This is a genomic window from Bartonella gliris (assembly GCF_045277155.1).
Classification (GTDB): domain Bacteria; phylum Pseudomonadota; class Alphaproteobacteria; order Rhizobiales; family Rhizobiaceae; genus Bartonella; species Bartonella gliris.
Window position 1 is genome coordinate 337582 of record NZ_CP123962.1, and the last position, 17972, is coordinate 355553.

Consider the following 17972-nt stretch of genomic DNA (forward strand, 5'->3'; position numbering starts at 1 on the left):
GAGATGATAGATTATCCAGAGCATTTAAATAGCAAGGAAGATTATCTGAATATGCTTGAATTTGACAAAGTTGAAACGGTAAGAAGGCTAGAGGATCTTTTAGCAACCCGTTTTTATTGGGTCTTTGTTAAAGAGCTTGGAGAGGGAGAAGAGGGGATTGAAGATGATACGCATAAGGTTTGTCTAACAACAACTATGCCGTTTGATTCAAATGGTGATTTTGTAGAAAAGCGTTGTCAGTATGAATTACAGGAAAGCGAATATGCGCCGCTCTTTCAACTTGGCTTTCGTGTTGACGAAGTCGAGCAACTGATCAAAGAGCATAGTCAATAGAGATCATAAAAAAACATTTTTATCCAGCCCCACTTTTGTGGGGCTTTTTTTTATGGAGCGTCAGATGAGAAAGATATCGAAAGAAGGATTAGAGCTTATCAAACAATGGGAAGGTTTGCGTTTAGAGGCTTATAGAGATACGGCATGTGTCTGGACGATTGGTTATGGTCACACCAGCAATGCGGGTCACCCCCTTGTCAAAAAAGGCATGTGTATTAGCCAAGAGCAAGCAGAAGAAATCCTTTGTAAAGACTTAAAGCAATTCGAGCAGACGGTAGAGGAATCGGTCACGGTTTCGTTAACGGATTGCCAATTCGCGGCATTGGTCTCGTTTTGCTATAACGTAGGAACAGCTGCTTTCCGCAAGTCAACATTGTTGAAGAAACTTAATCAAGGCGATTATGAAGCCGTACCCTTAGAATTACAGAAATGGAATAAGGTAGATGGTAAACCTCTTCAAGGACTTGCGAACCGTAGAGCAGCGGAAGCGGGATTATGGGCAAAAGGGGCTTATATTTCCTCAAATTATCAAAGAGTGGAAACGAAAGCAGCGACAGGGCTTTTAAAGATAGAAGCACTTGCCCCGATTATAGGGTCTTGTTCTGGTTTTGGCGGCTTGTTAGCAGGCAATGGTCCAATCCAATGGGCATTAGCAGGCATAATGGTTTTAGCGGCTGTAACGGGCATTGTGTTTGTCGCCAAGAGGTTTCGCGAGCAACGCTTATGATTTTGTGGCTAAAGAAATATCATCTGATGTTTACAGCGGCTTTAGCCGTTTTTTTTATGGCTTTAGCCAAAGCCTTTCACCTTGGCAAGCAAAGCGAACGGCAAAAGCAAACAGAGAATGCTTTAAAGACAGCAACAACCCGTCTTGAGGTAGAAAATGAAGTTAATCAAAAAAGTGATGCTGGGGTGCGCACTGAACTTTCTCGTTGGGTGCGTGGCAAATAGGTCAGTTTCTTGTGGTGGCTGGTTGCCCATTTATTTGGATAATAAGGATGTTGCGGTCATCAGTTCCAACCTTGCAAGAGATATTTTGAAGCATAACAAGCAGGGAGCCCATTTATGTGGTTGGAAAGATGGTCAAGAAACGAAGCACCAAAGATAAAGATCTTACAGAAACAGAACAACAGCTCCTTCACGAGATGATAGAGACCTACCAAGGCGTAAAAATGATGTCACGCATCATGAAATGGTTAGCATTCATCATTTTTATGTTTGTAATAGATTTTGCCCGCATTATGGACGCACTCGATAATATCCTCACCCATTTAAAAAGGTGGCTAACCAGGGGTTGAAGAATAGAATACTTAACTGCTTTGCTCTGATTTATGGTGTAACAAATCTTTTTTAATAATATCCATAAAAGTGTTATTTCGTAATTTTGCGTTATTTAAAATAGTACATAGAGACATAACTTGTACGCAAGCATTGAATTCAGACCAATAACACCGATAATATTTTCCTTCTGGAGAAAAAACTTTAGTGAAATTATTTGTAATAAGTAATACTTTTTCGTAAGGATCATCTACTTCAGCAATGAGATAGAGATACATCTCTGTAACACCAGCTCTTTGAAGTGCTTGAGCATAATACATTAATTGAGAAACGCCAGAATTTTTGTAATCTGCTGTGGGACTTTTAAACTCTATTAGAACAGCGCGGTTTTCGCTATCAGAGTCAAAATACAAAGCTATATCAGGTCGACTCCGTAATTCTTTATTATCTTTCTCAGAAGCGGGTAAAAGTAACTTAACCTTTGAAATAAATTCCTTTATTTTCTTCTCACTTTGTAAATAGCTGTAACTCATTAAGTTGTCATCAAGTATCCACAAATTATTCTTTTTCAGTGGTAAAGGTAAGGCTTTATCAGCAGTACAGTGTTGTGGGATAAATAAATTATGAATTTCTTTTTCTAAGGTCGTAGGTGTTAATAATTTAGAGAACTCATTCAGAATATTATCTCGGAATTGAATGTATTGGGTTAATTCTAGACTAGCAAAGTTTTGTGCTTTTTGTAAATTTTCTTTTGGAATTCCTTTTCCTTCACGAAGAGTTTTTCTGAATTCTAGTTTTCTTTTTAAATATTTTTTTTCTGCGCCTTCAATAAATGGATCTTCTTTAAAGACGCCCCCAATTACATCTTTTGTGTCTAGAAAGTCTACTAAATAAGGATATTCTTCAACAATTCTTTTGAGAAGAGTGCTCTTTTTTTCTTTAATTCCCGGAAATTTGCTGTTAATTATTTCATTTAAAGTGTCCTCTAATTTTTGATTAATATCATTCCAAGTTAGTTGGGTTTCTAAATCAGGATTTGTTTTATTAATCTCAAACTCATTCCGTTCGTCGTTAACATATTTATCCAAAACAGGCGATTCCAATAAAAATATCATCATCACATTGTTTATTGGATTGATGTCTATAAATTTTGAAAAAGGTATAACAGCACGATTATTAGCACAATAGAAAGCTTCTATTTTAGTCTTAGAATTTGTGTTCTCTTCAAAATAATAAGAAAGGCTGAAGGGAATATTTAAAGGACCGATTTTGAGAGTTTTATTTTCTAAATAAGGTAAATCTTGCGTATTGATTGTTCTTTTTTCTAAGCTTTCTACATCTTCTAAATTTTTTACGTCCCTTAAGTTATTTAAATCTTCTAAATTTTCTACATTATGTACATAAAAGTTAATTTGAATATTCTTATCTTTCTTTAAAAAAAGTAAAGGAAGAAGATGATAATAAATTTCATTATGAATTAGGTTTATATCTAAATGATTTTGTTTATAAGGTTTTTTTAAATATAAATGTGTAGTCCACCATTTAGCTTTTTCGCCATTTTCTTTTTTAAAAGAATCTTGTGTAAATTGTGGAGTGAAATTCAGTGAAATTTGAGCATTAGGTTCATCTTTACTAAAACTAACAATTTTAACTTTCTCGAATATTTTCAAGTAAGTAACACGTCCAATACCTTTACATCCTTCTTGAATTTTATAATCACTTTTATAGGTAGAGAAAGATTTGATATTCTCTTTTGTAAATCCATCTCCATTATCAAAAACGCTTATAGAAAAAACTGGTTGATTTCCCCACAAATCTACATTGCCATAAAGTTGGAATAAAATATCAATTTTTGTTGCATGAGCTTGTATAGAGTTAACGATAGATTCCTTAAGAACTGTAACCATATTCGTTTCTGAAGAAAGATCGCGGATTATAGCATTAAGATTGACAAGCATGGTACACCAATTATATTTCTAATTTATATATCTCATTGTAATATTTAGATTTTATGATGATATTAAATGCACTATTCCTAATGAAAAATTAATAATTTCTCACCGTAATAGATATTGTATATGCTTGATAACGGTTTTTGTATAGAGGTATTGGACAATATCTCCACACGTTAAAAATAATGACTAACTAAAATCTAAAATTTTCTGCTAGAATCATAATAAATAATTCTTTTTCTAACAGGACTTTTTTGATGCTTACATCCTTTGGTAAAATTTTACGGAAACTTCGCATTGATCACTCCGAACGTCTCTTAGATATGGCTAAGAAATTAGACATATCTGTAGCATTTTTATCTTCTGTCGAAATTGGCAAAAAATCTGTACCTGTAGGACTGGAGGAAAAGATCATAGAGCTTTATGGTTTAGATAAAGCTATGGCTTCTCTCTTAAAAAAAGAAGCCTATTCTTGTCGAAAAAGAATCATAATAAAGCCTTCTACTCCGTTGCAACGCGAAACTGTTGTTGCGTTTATGAGACTTTTAGATGGCTTACATCAAGAAGCGTTAGCAGACTTCAAAGAAACATTAGAAACATTGTGCGAAGTGTGCTTTATAGAAAAATGTTAGAAAATCCTATCCCCTCACTTTTATTTACGCATCCCTTACTTTTAAAAAGATGAATCAGAACAGTAAGTTATGCATGATAAAAAATTACATGGTGCCCCCAGAGAGACGCACTCGATAATATCTTCTCACATCTCAAAAAGTGGATAACAAAAAGTTAAATATCAAATCTCTCCTTTTAAAATATGATGAAACAAGAATTTACACAAACATTGTTTGCGTGGATGGGTGGTAAACACTATCTGCGTAAGAAAATTATACCGATTTTAAATAATATTGACCATGAGACCTATGTTGAAGCGTTTTTAGGTTCAGGTGTTATTTTCCTAAACAAACGACCAGCAAAATATTCAGTTATTAATGATCTGAATGGTGAGATCACGAATTTGTTTCAGTGTGTTCAAAATGATTTTGATGATTTAGCCAAACGACTGGAGTGGTTTGTTTGTTCGAGACAGTTGTTTTTTGAACTTGCGGCTATTGAACCAGAGAGCCTCTCCGAAGTTGAAAGAGCCGCACGTTTTTTGTTTCTCCAACGTTGTGTGATGTATGGGAAAGAAGATTATGTCTCTTTTAGTTTTGGAAGAAAAAAGCCTACAGTATTTAATCCCGATAAGCTTTTAGCAAGGATGCGACGTGTTAGACAGAAGCTACTTGATACGACGATTTTAAATTTATCGTGGGAGCGGGTTGTCGAACTTTTTGATGCCCCCGACAGTTTATTTTACCTAGACCCGCCTTATCTTGTGAAGAAGAAGTGTTACAGCTCTGGGAATTTTGTTGAAGATGATTTTGTGAGTATGGCAAAAGTTCTCAAAAGCATCCAAGGCAAATTTGTCTTGAGTCTAAATGATTGTGATGCGGTTCGAGAGATCTTTAGGGATTTTGACTTTTTAGAATTAGAGACCCTTTGGACATCTGGTTTTGTTAAAAAAACCTCCCGAAAAGAACTCTTGATTTGTAATTGCAATATATAGATGATGATGCTATTTGATAATGTTATAGATTCTGTATATCAGGTGGTTTAAAAGGTGGTTTTATTATTTGATATTTTTATTAACTTATTGAAAATATTATAAAAATACTTATAAAATGGTACCTCTCGACCGCACCATTTGCGTTCTCAGTGGTCGCTATAGATGAATAAGGGGATAGTACGCAGTAGAGTGGGATTTTTTTTAGCGTATTAGTTGTTCAGTGCATTCTTCGTAACGCTTTCAATTTCAACTCCTTGGAGATTTTTCCCTTATACTTGTAGATTTGAAATGTTTGCTCTTTTAAATGGGATGGGGTATTTTTGCAATGAGAACTACAGTATTTTTAAAGTATTTAATACTCTTTATTTGCGTTTCTTTATTAACCGCATGTAGTCAAACACGTGCTGTACTTTGGCATGGGGTACATGCAACACCATCTATGATTGCAGTGCGAAAGGAAGTTGAAGGCAGCCCGATTCCTCCAAAGGCAGTCGTTCCAGTGTATGTTGCAACAAGCCGTATGATGCAAAAAAACTATTCTCAGCCTTATGGGGCAGAGCGATCAAATAAAGTGCACTATAATCGCGTTGATATAGGAATTCCTCAACAACATGTGAAGGGTGTTGTTGAGACAAATGCCTATAGTCCCACTCACGATAAATATTTTGCAGCAGTGGCGCTGCAAAAATATGATAACAAGGAACAGTTTAAGCAGCAATTAAATGCTGCTTTAGAAAAAAAGCCAAAAGGAAAAAGAGAAATTTTCCTTTTTATTCATGGCTATAATAATAATTTTGCAGATGGCACATTTCGTACAGCTCAGTTTACATACGATTATTCTTTAAATGTTGTCGCTGTGCACTATTCATGGCCCTCTGCTGGGTCAATACCTCTTTATATTTATGACCGTGATAGTGCCAATTTTGCCCGTGATGGACTGATAGAGCTCTTGACACTCATCAGCGAAACCAAAGCTGATCAGATTACGGTTATTGCACACTCTATGGGAAATTTTGTTATAATGGAGGCATTTAGAACTCTAGCATTACAAGGAAAATATAAACCTATTCGCCGTATTACAAGTTTTTTGATGGCAGCTCCAGACATTGATATTGATGTGTTTGAGCGTCAACTTAATGATATTAAGAAATTACCTCATCCAACAGCTATTTTGGTTTCTCGTGCAGATAAAGCTCTAGCTGTTTCGGGGCATCTTACGGGTGGACATCATCGTGTGGGAGATGGTTCAGATATTGAGATGTTGCGTGAAAATGGAATAACTGTTCTAGATTTATCTCATGTTGATGGCGGGGCACACAATGTATTTGCCTCTTCGCCAACATTGATGGCTCTTGCTCGAGAAGGTTCTTTGGCTTCAACAATTATGCAGGGTACAGAATTATCACCTAGTCAGGCGCTTCTTGCTGATAGTAGCAGTGTGTTGGAGAAAACAACGCACCTTATTCTTTATACACCAGTACGTCTTTTATCTCCAATAACTCGACGTTAATTACCAAAAGAGTGTGGTTATATTTATCGAACATAAATAGGTGAAAAAGACATTTTTTAGCACTTTCTTTAGAATGGCTTTGTAAAGTCAAAGATGAATAGCGGAATGAATGTAAAAACTATTGTCATTAGGTGAATTCATCATGGTTGCACAAAAACGCTATGCTAATACGCCTACATTAGTTGATTATTTATCTCATTCCGCAATTAAATTGTTAGATATTCATGCTATGCTTTTGAAGGTGAGAGAAGACAATATGGGGGGAGAATCAAATTTATTGCATCAGATTGATTCCACAAAAAAACAATTGGATGAGATAAGTCATGCTCTTATTTTAGAATACCGCAAACGCCAAGAAAATGAGCGCTTTTTAAAACAAATTTTGGTATCGATTTCCGAACAGCTTTTCTCACTTAATAATGGTTTTAAGGAAACTGGACGCCTTTTCTTTCAAGAGATTAGAATACTGCAATCTCAGATGCAGTGTTTTTATGAGGGTAGGGAGAGGCAACATCTGTTGGATAACCAAGAATCTTTTTATTCTCCTTCAAAAATTGATGAAGTCATTAAGCAATTACAAAAAGCGCGAGAAAAGCTTATTATTGAAAGCCCGCACCTTTTTGAAAAAGAATGTTAAGCCGAGAGACAAAAAATTTTTTAAATAAAAATGTTGGTAAAAACATTTCCAGCTTAATAGAAACAGGGCGATATCCCATTGATTCATAATAAAAATTCATTGTTTTGCATATTGAATTAAAACCCTGAATATCATGAGATTCTTTTATTTTAATTTTTTATAATATTGAATCAAAAAAAGCATTTTTTTGCACGTCACAAGAGAGATTTGCTAAGAAAGGACTAAATATGCTTCTTATGAATGAGCTGTCTGAATGCAAGAGTAATCGCCACATTGGTAGCAAGCAAATTAATGATGGTGCCTATTTTCTACTATAGCATTTGTGATAAGAGAAGCAGATACTTATTAGAAAGGTTTAGAATAAAGTCTTGGAATCCATTTTACCATGAAATCATTGGCATGTTTATTAGGATTTTAAATGGTCTTTTACAACAAGACTTAGAGCATTACCCAAGAAATTATTAGAAATAATCTACAAAGAATATCCAGTTGATAGAAGCGGGTTTAGAAATTCTTTTCCTTAACCTTCATTCACGCATCCCGCACCTTGGAAAGAGATATAAAAAATCACTGCATTAAGCACGATTACGAAAGCAAATGGTGCCCCCAGAGAGACTCGAACTCCCGACCCCCTGATTACAAATCAGGTGCTCTACCAACTGAGCTATAAGGGCATAACCAAACAGGCAGTAGCACAAACTAACAAAAAGGAAAATAGAAAATTGTCAGTTTTTGTGCACATTTTTAAAAATCTATATCATAAATTATAAAATCATTAGCTTCTTTATTTCCTTATCAGCTTTTCCAGAATGTTGATGTTATCCTGATGCTGATACTTAGTGGAAGTGTTGATGAAAATCCACCGATTCGTTATCAGGTTACGAATCGGAAGAGGCTGACTGATTAGAAAGATATTTTTCTAGCCAGTGAATATTATAATTACCATCTGCAACATCTTGATTGTTAATGAGCTCACGAAAGAGAGGCAATGTGGTTTTGATTCCATCGACTACAAATTCATCTAAAGCACGCCGTAAACGCATCATGCATTCTAAGCGTGTCCTTCCGTGAACAATCAGCTTTCCAATCATGCTATCATAATAAGGCGGAATGCAATAACCTGAATAAGCACCAGAATCAACGCGAATTCCTAAACCTCCAGGTGTATGAAAATGTGTAATTATTCCTGGTGATGGCATAAAGCTAATGGGATCTTCCGCATTGATACGGCATTCAATAGCATGACCAGAAAAGCAGATATCGTCTTGTGTAACTGAAAGTTTACAGCCCGATGCAATGTGAATTTGTTCATGGACTAAATCTATACCCGTAATTGCTTCAGTTACAGGATGCTCAACTTGTAAACGCGTATTCATCTCAATAAAATAGAATTCGCCATTTTCATAAAGGAATTCAATGGTACCTGCTCCACGATAACCAAGTTGTGCACAGGCACTTGCAACAATATCACCAATTTTTTTTCGTTCGGTTTCATTAAGTGCAGGTGAAGTCGCTTCTTCCCATATTTTTTGATGACGCCGTTGAAGTGAACAATCGCGTTCTCCTAAATGGATAGCATTTCCTGCTCCATCACCTATAACCTGAATTTCAATATGGCGTGGCTTTTCTAAATATTTCTCGATATAAACTGCATCATCACCAAAAGCTGCTGCTGCTTCTGAACGAGTTGTTTCGAGAGCTATAGCAAATTCTCGTTCAGAATGAACAACTTTCATACCGCGTCCACCACCACCAGCAGAAGCTTTTATAATAACAGGATAACCAATTTCACTCGCAGTACGTAGAGCTTCTGCTTCTTCAGTGACAGCTCCATCTGAACCTGGTACTATAGGAATTCCGAGTTTTTTGGCGGTTTTCTTTGCTTCGATTTTGTCGCCCATAATTCGAATATGAGCAGCCGTTGGCCCGATGAATGTAATATCATGGGCTTCTAAAACATCTGCAAATTTTGCATTTTCAGAAAGAAAACCATAGCCAGGGTGAACAGCATCAGCCCCCGTGATCTCACACGCTGCAATAATTTGTTGAACACTCAAATAAGAATCACGAGCTGGGGGAGGGCCAATGCAAACACTTTCATCAGCAAGACGAACATGCATTGCATCAGCGTCAGCAGTTGAGTGAACAGCTACGGTTTTTATTCCAAGTTCTTTACAGGCTCGCAAAACGCGAAGAGCAATTTCTCCCCGATTAGCAATGAGGATTTTTCGAATCATAGCTATTCCTTGCTTTATTCAACAACAATAAGTGGTTCACCAAATTCAACAGGTTGTCCATCTTTAACAAAAATAGTGGTTACCGTACCTGAGCGTGGTGATGGAATTTGATTCATTGTTTTCATCGCTTCAATGATAAGTAACGTTTGTCCTTCAGAAACATTTTGTCCTACCTCTACAAAAGATTGTGCACCTGGTGAAGGTGCAAGATAGGCGGTACCCACCATTGGAGACGTTATCGCATTCTTTGATTTATCTTCTTGTGGAGAAGTTTCAGTTGTTGGAGCTGGGGCAGATCCTACAGCAACAGTAGGAGTGGAAATGGGAGCATAAATTGTTTGTTCGGGAGGAATGGAAGTGTTTTGACGTGATACACAAATACGAAGTCCACCCTGTTCAAGTTCAATATTCGTTAAATTTGTATCATTCAAAATTTCAGCAAGGTCGCGGATAATTTTCGTATTGATTGCGGTATGTTTTGCCGCGTCCACTTTTTTTGTTGCCATTTTATTTCTAACTCCTTGATCAATGAAGATCGTCATTATTTAATTCTTATGACTTAATATCTCTAGATTAGGGATGCGCTTTTACGGAGGCTTCTATTAAAAGCTTTTAGTTTTTTAAAAATTATACTTTGCAATTTAAAACCAGTGTCTGCTACGAGGAATTGTACTTATAAGCCTGTTGTTAAAAAAGAGAAAGCATAAAATTACCTCATTTACGGTATTTTTTATAAAGTTAACGCGCTAAAGAAAAAATGTTCACTGCATATTTTCTATAGCTTTTTTTAGAATATCTTCGCTCACAGCCCCGATAAGTACTTTATCACCAATAATATAAGAAGGCGTTCCCGTAATATTCAGTTTGGAGGCAATTTGAATATTTTCTTTAAAGGAGTCTCGCAAGTTAGAATTTTTTATTGCGTTGCGTAACTTTTTTTCATCTGCTCCTAATGAAACTGCTATTTTTATAGCTTTAGCCTCATTTGTGCGGCTTTTATCAGTCAAAAGCGCTTTATAAAATTGAGGATATTTCTCTGGGAATTGTTTTCGAAAAGCATAGGCAACAGTATGTGCCGCTACAGAATCAGATCCCAAAACCGGTAAATCTTTAATAATAACCCGTAGGTCTGAGTGTTCTTTTATTAAGTTTTCTATGTATGAATAGGAAATTTTACAATATCCACAATTGTAATCAAAAAAATCAACGAGCACTCTTTTACCATTTGGATTTCCTAAAACAGCATCATGAGGAGACTGAAAAATTTCCTTTTTTAACGAATTGATGATTGAAGCTTGTTTTTGGGCTTCTTGCTCGCTTTGCTCTTCTAGCTTTTCTTGGAGGAGAAATTGCATTTCAATCATAATTTCTGGATGAGTAAGTAAATATTCTCTTACAATCTTTCGAATATCATGCTCATTGATAGGTGGTGTAATCTTTTCTCTAAGCTTAGCTAAAAAGCTAGGATCTTCCAAAATTTGTGTCTTAAGATTTTCTAAGCTAGAATAACTTATTGTTTTCTCGCTTGATTTTGCGTTTGATAGAGAAGGTGAAAAGGTTAGAATACTCAACATAACTGTTGCTAAAAATTTTGCACTGAGCGTTGTTTTTGAGTTTTGAGGCTGCTGGGTCATTTATATGGCTTCATATTCCTATTGTAACATTGAGTAGACTATATGAAAACTATTGCCTATGTGCAATAAAGCATTTAACTATAGTGTAAATCTAGTAGGTTGCAGAGAAAATATCAATTTTTCTCTAAGGAGATTTCAATATGAATCATATTTTGCGGCAGCACTGTTTTTACAGTGGCTGAAATTTCCTTTCTTTTGATCAGATGTTTTTTTATTTATGATAATATCATAAATATCTTTATGCATATTTACTGTGGAAAAAACACGTTAACTATCCAATAGAGAGCGTTTGTATTGGCTTTTTTCTGTTGCTTTATTGAGCACAGTGGAACAAGTTAAATTAAATGATGAAAAGTGAAATTATGAAAACCATAACGCATTATGATCTGTTTATTATTGGTGGAGGAATAAACGGATGTGGATTGGCGAGAGATGCAGCTGGGCGCGGGTATAGAGTTGGATTGGCTGAAATGAATGATCTTGCATCAGGGACATCAAGTGCATCAACAAAACTTATTCATGGCGGTCTTCGTTATCTTGAGCACTATGAGTTTAAACTTGTTCGTGAAGCGCTGAAAGAACGTGAGATCATTTGGCGTATGGCTCCACATATTGTGCGTCCTTTGCGTTTTATCCTCCCTTATCATAAAAAATTGCGTCCTGCTTGGATGTTACGTTTTGGGCTTTTCATTTATGATTATCTCGGTAACTGGAATCAAAAACTGTGGCGCAGTAAAACAGTTAATTTTTCAAAAAATTTTAGCTCTACACTTAAGAAAGAGTATCGTAAAGGTTTTGAATATTCTGATGCAAGAGTAGATGATGCCCGTTTGGTAATTGCTAATGCACGCGATGCAGAAAAATGGGGTGCAGATATAAAAGTACAGACAGAGGTTCTTTCTTTAAAGAGAGAAGAAAAAAAATGGCTTATGATTCTTCGAAATAAGTTAAGCGGCAAAGAATATTGCATTACAGCTTCTTATGTTGCTAATATGACCGGTCCTTGGATTAATCATATTTTGAAAAATGTATTAGATTGTAAAGAGCACCCGCCAGTACGACTTGTCAAAGGTTCTCATATTCTGGTTCCCAAGCTTTATGCTCATGATCGTGCCTATATTTTCCAAAATGGTGATGGACGTGTGATATTTTCTATTCCGTATCAGGAAGAGTTTACATTGCTCGGAACAACAGATTGTGACTATCAGGGTGATCCTGCTAATGTTCATATTACCGATACAGAGATTGACTATATCTGCACAGCAGCGAGTGAATATTTTATACAACCGGTGTTGCGTGAGAACATTGTCTGGACTTACTCTGGTGTGCGTCCACTTTATGATGATGGAGCTTCAAAAGCACAAGAAATCACGCGTGATTACGTTCTGAAAGAAATGGGTACGGAAAATTCGCCACGGATTCTTAATCTTTACGGCGGTAAAATTACGACTTATCGAAAACTAGCTGAAGATGCGATGAAATTTATTGAAAGAGCTCTTGGTAAAAAAGGAGCGCCGTGGACAGGAAACTCAACGCTTCCTGGGGGGGATTTTCCATATAATAGGTTGGATACAATTGAGAATAAGATTGCTCTTTTGATTCCAAATTTAGATGCTTTTACATGCCGTAGACTTGCTCGGTCTTATGGTTCCGAGGCTTTGATAATATTTGCAAATGGTAAGGCCGATAAAGGGAAAGATTTTGGACATGGGCTTTATGAAGTAGAAGTGAAATGGTTAATGGAAAAGGAATGGGCTAAGACATGTGAAGATGTGTTATGGCGCCGTTCAAAACTTGGGCTTTTGTTTAATAAAGAAGAGGTTAATGTTCTTTCTACCTATATGCAAAGAAAAAAAGAGATTGAACAAAGTTTATGATGATGCACTTTTTATAGAGCTTATAACGCTTTAATGGCATGAGCCGTGCAGCATTTTGCTCTTTTGTTTATAAAGCTATAAAGGTTTTAAATGTTGTACTAAATAATGCCGGCATCAGCTTTAAAGATAGTATGAGTGGAGAGGAGCAACATTTAAATTCATTGCTTGTCGTTATTGTTTACTATTTTATAAAGTTGGTTGTGTGACTATATCTCTAGAAGTCGTTTCATGAGAAACATGATATTTTTCTACGTGATTGGTTTTAGCAAAATTTCAAATCAATTTGAGAAGACAATTGGATAGAGAGCGTGTATCTATGCTCACAATTGATTGTAAAAGAGAAAAAACCTTTTATCCGCGATGTAGAAAAGCGACTATTGGTATGTATCCGTGGCAAGCCTTAAGGGAGATGTAAGAGTAATCCTCCTATGATATGTTATAATCCTCCATCACCAGTAAAATTTGCTGTAGCGCCAATGTTGGGCTGGACAGATCAACATTGTAGATTTTTCTATCGTCTTTTAACGAAAAAAGCACTGCTTTATACAGAAATGATTGTAGCAGATGCTGTAATCCATGGTGTTCAAAAAAAACTGTTAGCTTTGAATGATAAAGAACATCCAATTGCATTGCAATTAGGAGGATCAGATCCGAAAAAATTAGCAGAGGCTGCGCGAATTGCAGAAGATTTTGGTTATGATGAGATAAATCTCAATGTTGGTTGTCCATCAAATCGTGTTCAGTCTGGTGCATTTGGTGCTTGTTTGATGTTACATCCTGATATTGTAGCAAATGCTGTAGAGGCTATGAAACAGGTTACTACACTCTCTGTAACTGTCAAATGTCGTGTTGGTGTTGACGAGCAGGATGAAGAATTGGCTTTAGATCTTTTAGCTGATCAAGTTTGGAATGCTGGGGGTGATGCACTCTGGGTACATGCACGGAAAGCTTGGTTAAAAGGATTAAGTCCAAAGGAGAACCGCGATATTCCTCCACTTAATTATGAAAGAGTCTATAAATTAAAACGTAAATATCCTCATAAATTCATTGGCATAAATGGTGGAATTAAATCAATTAATGAGATTAAAGAGCATTTGACTTTGTGTGATGCTGCTATGGTTGGTCGGCAAGTTTATCATGATCCAATTTTGTTGAAGCATATTGATTCTGAAATATATGGTGAGTCGCAGAGTAATCTTAACGAGTGTGATCTTATTGAAGCCATGTGTGATTATGCTGCCAAACATATCGCATCAGGAGGGAGGCTTTCTCATGTAACACGTCATATGATTGGCTTATTTCATGGTCGAGATGGGGCGCGTCGATGGCGACAAATATTATCAAATGATGCAACAAAAAGAGATGTAGGCGTACATGTTTTAAAAGAAGCTTTTGCTTCACTCATTTAGCGCATTTTATCATATCAACCGATAGCAAAGATTAGATTTGCTAAAGTTTTTTGCTTGGGAAAATTTTTGAAGCAATTCAAACTTGAGAATTTCAGAAAGTTACCACCTTTCTCGTAGAAAGGATACTGGACCATATGCTAAAGAATATGCCCATCAAATATTGAAATGGGATAATATTATTCAGAATATTGTTTGTCTATAAGTTAATAAAAACAGTGATTTAGTACAATTTTTTCGTTAATGATATTTTGTGTTGAAAATGCTTCTTTTAAAAAACAACAAATTATTCATATCCTATTTATATGACAAGATTCTAATGACACATTATAGCTTTGAAAAGGTATCTTCATGACCGTCAGTCCGTTTGATGATTTTCGTGCTTTACTCACAAATTTACCTGTTGCTGATGAGTTTTCTATAATTTTGGCAAAAAAGCGACAGAAAAGTTTAACAAAGGAGCAAGGAACGCTAGGAAAATTAGGAGATATAGCGGTTTGGTATGCAGGATGGAGAGGTACAGAAAAACCTCTTGTAACGCGGCCTTTGGTCGCTATTTTTTCTGGGAATCATGGCATTACAGATGAAAATATTACATCATTTCCGCAATCTATGACACAAAAGATGGTACAAAATTTTGCAGCTGGTGGTGCTGCTATCAATCAAATTTGCATAGCTTATGATCTTGGATTGAAGATATTTGATTTGGCTCTGGACTATCCAACAATGAATATTACCAAAGATGCAGCAATGGATGAGCGCAGCGCTGCTGCTACAATGGCATTTGGAATGGAATCTATCGCTGGTGGAACAGATCTCTTGTGTATCGGTGAAATGGGAGTCGGAAATACGACAATAGCCTCAGCTTTATGTTTAGCATTGTTTGGGGGAGAAGTTGAGGAGTGGATAGGGAGTGACATAGAGGATGACGAAAAATTATATCAGCGTAAAATAGCTGCAGTTAAGACAGCTCTTTCTTTACATAAGCATCATTTTAACGATCCTTTTCAAATAATGCGTTGCCTAGGAGGACGTGAAATTGCCGCTATGGTAGGTGCCATTTTAGCGGCGAGAATGGAAAAAATACCGGTTGTTTTAGATGGTTTTGTAGCAACGGCAGCAGCAGCAGTACTTTATAAAATGCATCCAAGAGTCCTTGATCATATTCTTGTTGGGCATGTTTCCTCTGAGCCAGCACATCGCAAGCTTTTAGAAAAAATTGACAAAGAACCACTCCTAGATCTAGGAATGCGTCTTGGCGAAGGCACAGGCGCAGCTATAGCGGCTGGTATTGTTAAGGCAGCCGTTTTAATGCATGCACAAATGGCGGTATTCGAATATGACGCAAAGGATTTGTGCGAATGCCTGTAAGAATAAGTAAACGCAAAGCCAATTGTGTTATAGCTGTTGTTTTGCAAAGTATTTTATAAAAAGCCGGAATATCTCTCCAATCCATTGCCAGTCTATTCGTAGCATTATGGCGTTGTTTTTCTAAGAGAGCTTTTGTTTTTTCTATTATCTGTAAATCAACATTCGATCCTGGTGCAACAGCATGTTTGAGATAAATATTAAGACGATTCAGTGTTTTACTGGCTGTATCAGCTTTTTTATGCCAGATGGGGGGCAAGTGTATTACGTATATCTGTTTGCATAATTTCTGAAACAGGGAGATAGCCTAATTGGGAGAGAATATGAAGTTTGATGGGTAGAAACCAGTTCCCATTTTTACCGTCATTTTTTAATTTGGCTCTACGGCTCTTTCAAAAGCATCCAAAGTAATGTCTTTTAAATAATGGAGATTGCGCATTGCCTCACACTTTTTTTCTCATGTTCTTTAATGGAGTCACGCCCCTCACGCAAAACAGAATGCCCACACTAAAACAGAACATTATTGTGTTGCTAATTCACGCGCTTGTTTTAAAGAGAAAATCTTTCAATGCGCTCAAGCCCATTTCACGGCAGCGTCCGTGAATGGTATAACGGTAAAACCATTGAGTGCCACCATCTTTATCTTTACGTTTATGAAGTCATAAGTTGGCCCATCATACTCTTGCCAGCGCCCAATATTGCGACAGCTCTTGCATTTAAGAGCATTCATTAGAAGCATTTTTACTCCTTTCTTGTACAGTTTTTATCCACACGCTCATCCCGCTTGTTATATGCAAGCGAGTGGTTTTGATTGTTTCAACACAAACAGGTTTAGAATGAGAGAATCTTAAGATATTCGGAGCTTTCATTCAATATAAGAAATGACTGATTATCCATATAAATCAAAGTATTATTCGAATAAAATGATAATGTGATTATAAAGATAATAAAAATCTTTAAGAATCTTGTTCACTTATTTTTTCGTGCAATTTTATATAGTTGAGTGGTAGTTCCGTTGTGTATTTAATCTGTTCCATCGCAAAAGAAGATGAAACATCACGGATATCAATTTTAGCAATTAATTTTTTATAAAAAAGATCATAAGCTTCAATATTGGGAACAACAACACGTAATAAATAGTCAATATCTCCACTCATCCTATAAAATTCAATTACTTCACGAAATTCCTGTACAACTTTTGAAAAGCGCTTAAACCACTCGTGGCTGTGCGTATTCGTACGAATAGAAACAAAAACAGTGACGCTTGCATTTACTTTTTCTGGAGAAAGAACGGCGACACGGCGTTGAATAACACCATCTTCTTCAAGTTTTTGAATTCTGCGCCAACAAGGAGTGGTAGAAAGACCAACTCTTTTAGCGATATCAGCGACAGAAAGTGTCGCATTTTCTTGCAAAAGATGCAAAATTTTTCGATCAAGACGATCCATGTTTTTCTTTCTCAATATTTAGTTTATAAAAATTTACGCACCAAACTGCGTAGGGACATAATAAGCTCATCATTAAACCATGGATTTTTTTGTAACCAAGAAGTGTTTCGCCATGATGGATGGGGTAAAGGCATGACATTGTAGCCTCGAGGTTGACGTATGGAGAGAATATTTTTCCAATCATGGACGGTTGCTGAGACAGTTTTATGTTTTAACTCTGTAATATGCCACTTTTGCGCATAACTTCCAATAGCAAGGACAAGTTTTATTTGTGGCATGGCTTGAAAGACCTTTTCATGCCATATTTTTTGACATTCACGCCTTGGCGGCAAATCAAATTTATTTTGATCATAGCCTGGAAAACAAAATCCCATAGGAATAATAGCAAAAAGAGATCTATTATAAAATTCATCACGCGTAACATCGAGCCAATCACGTAATCTTTCTCCAGAACGATCATTAAAAGGAATAGAACTTTCATGTACACGAAGACCTGGTGCTTGACCAGCGATTGCTATCGAAGCCGTATTAGATAAATAAACTACGGGTTTTGGTTCATGCGGCAGAGGAGGAAGATAATGTGGATGCTCGAGACAAATACGACAGGAATAAATTTTTCTCTCAAGTTCGAGAATTTGACTACACAGTTGTTTTTTCATCGGTAAATAGAAAATTAAAGAATGTAT

The 17972-nt window shown here is 36.2% G+C and carries 17 protein-coding genes, 1 tRNA gene and 1 pseudogene; 11 read left to right on the top strand and 8 right to left on the bottom strand.

Annotation, left to right across the window (positions count from 1 at the left end; translation table 11 throughout):
- The first annotated feature begins 3 nt into the window (after nucleotides 1-3).
- The 4 genes from QHG54_RS01535 (at nucleotide 4) to QHG54_RS01550 (ending at nucleotide 1631) form a co-directional block, all read left to right on the top strand.
- Nucleotides 4-333 (top strand): hypothetical protein, encoded by a 330-nt coding sequence (locus QHG54_RS01535; RefSeq protein ID WP_317993818.1) that lies wholly within the window; start codon nucleotides 4-6, stop codon nucleotides 331-333.
- Nucleotides 334-397: 64 nt separating this feature from the next.
- Nucleotides 398-1060 (top strand): glycoside hydrolase family protein, encoded by a 663-nt coding sequence (locus QHG54_RS01540; RefSeq protein WP_317993817.1) that lies wholly within the window; start codon nucleotides 398-400, stop codon nucleotides 1058-1060.
- Complete coding sequence (locus QHG54_RS01545; protein WP_317993816.1) at nucleotides 1057-1284, top strand: hypothetical protein; 228 nt, start codon at nucleotides 1057-1059, stop codon at nucleotides 1282-1284. The genes QHG54_RS01540 and QHG54_RS01545 overlap by 4 nt, the downstream gene beginning before the upstream one ends.
- Before the next feature lie 116 nt (nucleotides 1285-1400).
- A complete protein-coding gene (locus tag QHG54_RS01550; RefSeq protein ID WP_406604321.1) occupies nucleotides 1401-1631 on the top strand; it encodes a hypothetical protein in 231 nt (76 codons plus the stop codon).
- 12 nt (nucleotides 1632-1643) lie between these two features.
- Here QHG54_RS01550 and QHG54_RS01555 read toward each other — a convergent pair whose 3' ends face one another.
- Nucleotides 1644-3518 (bottom strand): ATP-binding protein, encoded by a 1875-nt coding sequence (locus tag QHG54_RS01555; protein WP_406604322.1) that lies wholly within the window; start codon nucleotides 3516-3518, stop codon nucleotides 1644-1646.
- A gap of 302 nt (nucleotides 3519-3820) precedes the next feature.
- Between QHG54_RS01555 and QHG54_RS01560 the strand changes: the two genes are divergently transcribed.
- The 4 genes from QHG54_RS01560 to QHG54_RS01575 all read left to right on the top strand — a co-directional run bounded on the left by QHG54_RS01560 (nucleotide 3821) and on the right by QHG54_RS01575 (nucleotide 7316).
- Complete coding sequence (locus QHG54_RS01560) at nucleotides 3821-4195, top strand: helix-turn-helix domain-containing protein (protein WP_406604323.1); 375 nt, start codon at nucleotides 3821-3823, stop codon at nucleotides 4193-4195.
- A gap of 182 nt (nucleotides 4196-4377) precedes the next feature.
- Entirely contained in the window at nucleotides 4378-5169 is a 792-nt protein-coding gene (locus QHG54_RS01565) for a DNA adenine methylase (RefSeq protein ID WP_406604324.1), read from the top strand.
- Between the two features lie 325 nt (nucleotides 5170-5494).
- On the top strand, nucleotides 5495-6679 hold the full coding sequence (locus tag QHG54_RS01570; protein WP_317993313.1) for an alpha/beta fold hydrolase: 1185 nt from the start codon (nucleotides 5495-5497) through the stop codon (nucleotides 6677-6679).
- 142 nt (nucleotides 6680-6821) lie between these two features.
- Complete coding sequence (locus QHG54_RS01575) at nucleotides 6822-7316, top strand: hypothetical protein (protein ID WP_317993312.1); 495 nt, start codon at nucleotides 6822-6824, stop codon at nucleotides 7314-7316.
- A gap of 598 nt (nucleotides 7317-7914) precedes the next feature.
- Here the strand turns inward: QHG54_RS01575 and QHG54_RS01580 are convergent.
- From QHG54_RS01580 to QHG54_RS01595, 4 genes are all read right to left on the bottom strand, one after another.
- A tRNA-Thr gene (locus tag QHG54_RS01580) sits at nucleotides 7915-7990 on the bottom strand.
- 204 nt (nucleotides 7991-8194) lie between these two features.
- A complete protein-coding gene (accC, locus tag QHG54_RS01585; protein ID WP_406604325.1) occupies nucleotides 8195-9553 on the bottom strand; it encodes an acetyl-CoA carboxylase biotin carboxylase subunit in 1359 nt (452 codons plus the stop codon).
- A gap of 14 nt (nucleotides 9554-9567) precedes the next feature.
- Nucleotides 9568-10059: an acetyl-CoA carboxylase biotin carboxyl carrier protein gene (gene accB, locus QHG54_RS01590; protein WP_317993310.1), complete on the bottom strand. Its 492-nt coding sequence runs from the start codon at nucleotides 10057-10059 to the stop codon at nucleotides 9568-9570.
- A gap of 255 nt (nucleotides 10060-10314) precedes the next feature.
- Nucleotides 10315-11187 carry a DsbA family protein gene (locus tag QHG54_RS01595; RefSeq protein ID WP_317993309.1) on the bottom strand — a complete coding sequence of 291 codons (873 nt, stop codon included), beginning with the start codon at nucleotides 11185-11187 and terminating at the stop codon, nucleotides 10315-10317.
- Nucleotides 11188-11531: 344 nt separating this feature from the next.
- Between QHG54_RS01595 and glpD the strand changes: the two genes are divergently transcribed.
- From glpD to cobT, 3 genes are all read left to right on the top strand, one after another.
- Nucleotides 11532-13064, top strand: coding sequence for a glycerol-3-phosphate dehydrogenase (gene glpD / locus QHG54_RS01600; RefSeq protein WP_317993308.1), 1533 nt, complete (start codon nucleotides 11532-11534; stop codon nucleotides 13062-13064).
- A 428-nt stretch (nucleotides 13065-13492) separates the two neighbouring features.
- Complete coding sequence (dusA, locus tag QHG54_RS01605) at nucleotides 13493-14473, top strand: tRNA dihydrouridine(20/20a) synthase DusA (protein WP_317993307.1); 981 nt, start codon at nucleotides 13493-13495, stop codon at nucleotides 14471-14473.
- 348 nt (nucleotides 14474-14821) lie between these two features.
- Complete coding sequence (gene cobT / locus QHG54_RS01610; protein ID WP_406604326.1) at nucleotides 14822-15841, top strand: nicotinate-nucleotide--dimethylbenzimidazole phosphoribosyltransferase; 1020 nt, start codon at nucleotides 14822-14824, stop codon at nucleotides 15839-15841.
- Here cobT and QHG54_RS01615 read toward each other — a convergent pair.
- From QHG54_RS01615 to QHG54_RS01625, 3 genes and pseudogenes are all read right to left on the bottom strand, one after another.
- Nucleotides 15807-16577 (bottom strand): annotated as a pseudogene (locus QHG54_RS01615) (phage integrase central domain-containing protein); the annotation flags it as partial. The gene cobT and the pseudogene QHG54_RS01615 sit on opposite strands and share 35 nt — an antisense overlap.
- Before the next feature lie 217 nt (nucleotides 16578-16794).
- Nucleotides 16795-17286, bottom strand: coding sequence for an Lrp/AsnC family transcriptional regulator (locus QHG54_RS01620; protein ID WP_317993305.1), 492 nt, complete (start codon nucleotides 17284-17286; stop codon nucleotides 16795-16797).
- A 23-nt stretch (nucleotides 17287-17309) separates the two neighbouring features.
- On the bottom strand, nucleotides 17310-17945 hold the full coding sequence (locus QHG54_RS01625; RefSeq protein WP_317994047.1) for a uracil-DNA glycosylase family protein: 636 nt from the start codon (nucleotides 17943-17945) through the stop codon (nucleotides 17310-17312).
- Between the last annotated feature and the right edge of the window lie 27 nt (nucleotides 17946-17972).